This window comes from Nevskiales bacterium, from assembly GCA_035574475.1.
Lineage (GTDB): Bacteria > Pseudomonadota > Gammaproteobacteria > Nevskiales > DATLYR01 > DATLYR01.
In genome coordinates, this window is the sequence record DATLYR010000067.1 from 1 (window position 1) to 2925 (window position 2925).

3 protein-coding genes are annotated in these 2925 nt (G+C 65.3%); all 3 read right to left on the bottom strand.

What is annotated here, in order from left to right; translation table 11 throughout:
• Positions 1-1152, bottom strand: a 1152-nt coding sequence (locus VNJ47_03800; protein HXG27956.1) for an adenosylmethionine--8-amino-7-oxononanoate transaminase, incomplete at its 3' end; no start/stop codon positions are given.
• Positions 1153-1293: 141 nt separating this feature from the next.
• Complete coding sequence (gene argA, locus VNJ47_03805) at positions 1294-2580, bottom strand: amino-acid N-acetyltransferase (GenBank protein ID HXG27957.1); 1287 nt, start codon at positions 2578-2580, stop codon at positions 1294-1296.
• Between the two features lie 151 nt (positions 2581-2731).
• Positions 2732-2925, bottom strand: a 194-nt coding sequence (locus VNJ47_03810) for a M20/M25/M40 family metallo-hydrolase (protein HXG27958.1), incomplete at its 5' end; no start/stop codon positions are given.

A 2925-nucleotide genomic window follows, 5' to 3' on the forward strand; every position in this document is an offset into this window, starting at 1 on the left:
ATCCGGTGCCATCTCGATGGCGAGGATCATGCCGGTCTGGCGCACCTCCGCGACATGCGGATGGTCCTGCAGCGCGGCGACGGCGCGACCCATCTGCTGCGCCAGCCGGCGATTGTTGCCGAGCACGTCGCTGGCTGCGAACAGGTCCAGCGTGGCCAGCGCGGCGCGGCAGGCGAGTGGATTGCCGGTGTAACTGTGCGAGTGCAGAAAGGCCTTGAGCGTGGCGTAGTCGCCATAAAAGGCCTGGTAGACCGTATCCGTGGTCAGCACGGCGGCCAGCGGCAGGAAACCGCCGGTCAGGCCCTTCGACAGCAGCATGAAATCCGGCCGGATGCTGGCCTGCTCGCAGGCGAACAAGCTGCCGGTGCGGCCGAAGCCGGTGGCGATCTCGTCCACGATCAGGTGTACGCCGTGGCGGTCGCAGGCCTCGCGCAGCAGCGACAGGTACACCGGATGATACATGCGCATGTGGCCCGCACATTGCACCAGTGGCTCCACGATCACTGCGCAGGTTTCGTGCGCGTGCCGGGCCAGAGCCTCTTCCATGTGCGCGAACATGGCGCGGCTGTGCGCCTCCCAGCTCGCGTCCGCGTCGCGTCCGTAGCAGTCGGGCGAGGGCACGCTGATCGCCTGCATCAGCAGCGGCGCGTAGGTTTTTTTGTAGAGGTCCACGTCGCCCACGGCCAGCGCGCCCAGGGTCTCGCCGTGGTAGCTGTTCGACAGGCCGATGTAATTTTTTTTCTGGCTGCGCCCGAGATTCTTCCAGTAGTGGAAGCTCATCTTCAGCGCGACCTCCACGGCCGCGGAGCCGTTGTCGGCGTAGAAGCAGCGCGTGAGCCCGGCGGGCGCGATCCGCACCAGACGCTCGGACAGCTCGACCACCGGTGCGTGCGTGAAGCCGGCCAGCAGCACGTGCTCGAGGCGGTCGAGCTGATCTTTGACCGCGCCGACGATGGCTGGGTGGCAGTGTCCGAAGAGATTCACCCACCAGGAGCTGATGGCATCGAGGTAGTGTTTTCCGTCGAAATCCTCCAGCCAGGCGCCGCAGCCGGAGCGGATCGGCACCAGCGGCAGCCATTCGTGGTCCTGCATCTGCGTGCACGGATGCCAGACATGGGCGAGGTCGCGGGCGCTGAGTTCGGCGTTGGTCATGCAGAAAAGAAGATTTAGACAGGATAGACTGGATTTACAGGATTAACACGATAGAGGTTTTTGTTCTTGCAGGAAGTTCATCCTGTTGATCCTGAGAATCTTGTTGATCCTGTCCATTCCGCGCTTTTCGCCTGCGGCTGTCTACAAGTCCTTGACCAGGACCTTGGAGTTGCGCTGGTAGTTGTACAGCTGCTTGCGTTTCAGCGGCAGCTCGTCCAGCGACGCGGTCCTGAAGCCGCGCTCGATGAACCAGTGCGGCGCATGCGTGGTCAGCGCGAACAACCGTTTGAGCCGCTGCTGGCGCGCGCTGCGCTCGACCTGGTCGAGCAGCGCCTGCGCGCGGCCCTGCTTGCGGTAGTCCGGATGCACCGCCACGCAGGCCAGTTCGCCGTGCCTTTCCTCGGGATAGGGCATCAGTGCGCAGCAGGCCGTGATCAGGCCGTCGCGCAACATCACGAAGAAGTGGCTGATTTCGAGCTCCAGCTGCTCGCGCGAACGGGGGACCAGCACGCCGGCCTGTTCCAGTGGCGTGATGAGGCCGAGAATGCCGCCGACGTCGTCGATGGTCGCCGGACGCACTACGTCGTAGCTGTCGGCGAACACCAGCGTGCCCACCCCGTCGCGGCTGTAGAGCTCCTGCAGCAGCGTGCCGTCCTGCTGGTGGCTGATCAGGTGCACGCGCCGCACGCCCTGGCGGCAGGCGCGCACGGCGAGCTTCAGGTGGCTGGTCAGCGTTCCGGCCTTGTCGCGGCGTAACAGGTCCTCGGCGTCCTCGAGCTTGAGCTGGCGCGCGCCTTTCATTTTCTCGTCCAGCAGGAACACCAGCTTGTCGGCGCCCAACGCCTCGGCCGCCGCCGCCGCCACGTCCTCGTAGCGCAGGTTGAAGATCTCGCCGGTCGGGGAATAGCCCACGGGTGACAGCAGTACGATGCTGTCGCGCGCCAGGTGCGCCTTGATGGCCTCGGCCTCGATGCGCCGTACCTCGCCGGTCAGCAGGTGGTCGATGCCGTCGCGTACCCCGACTGGCCGCGCAATCACCAGGTTGCCGGTGGCGACCGACAGCCGCGCGCCGCCCATCGGCGTGCTGGCCAGGCCGGTGCTGAGCAGCGCCTCGATCTCCATGCGCAGGCTGCCGACCGCCTCCTTCACGCAGCTGAGCGTGTCCGGATCGGTGATGCGCAAGGGACCGGCGAACCGCGGTTCCAGGCCCGCCGCCTTGATCTGGGCGTCGATCTGCGGGCGCGCGCCGTGCACCAGGATGAGTTTCACGCCCAGGCTGTGCAGCAGGGCGATGTCGTAGATCAGGCGGCTGAAATCCGGGCGCGCGGCGGCCTCGCCGCCGAAGGCGATGACGAAGGTGCGCCCGTGGTGGGCATGAATGTACGGGGCCGAGCCCCGCAACACCCGCAGAAACGATTCAGCCGACATAGCCGTCCCGCCGCGCCTGTTCAGGTCGGCGGATTATAGGGAGAAATAGAACAGGATTAACAGGATGTCTCAGGATGATCAGGATGAATTCATGCTTGAGTCCAGAAACTTCATAATCCTGTTCATCCTGCTGAATCCTGACCATCCTGTTCTATTCCACGCAGAACCGCTGGATCAGCCGGCGCAGGAGCCGCACGGTCGGCTCGATCCGGTCCAGCGCCAGGTACTCGTCCGGCTGGTGCGCCTGCTCGATGTTGCCGGGTCCGAGTACCACGGTTTCCATGCCCATGCCGTTGAAGATCGCGCCCTCGGTGGCGAAGTCCACCGCGCCGGCGGCATGGCGGG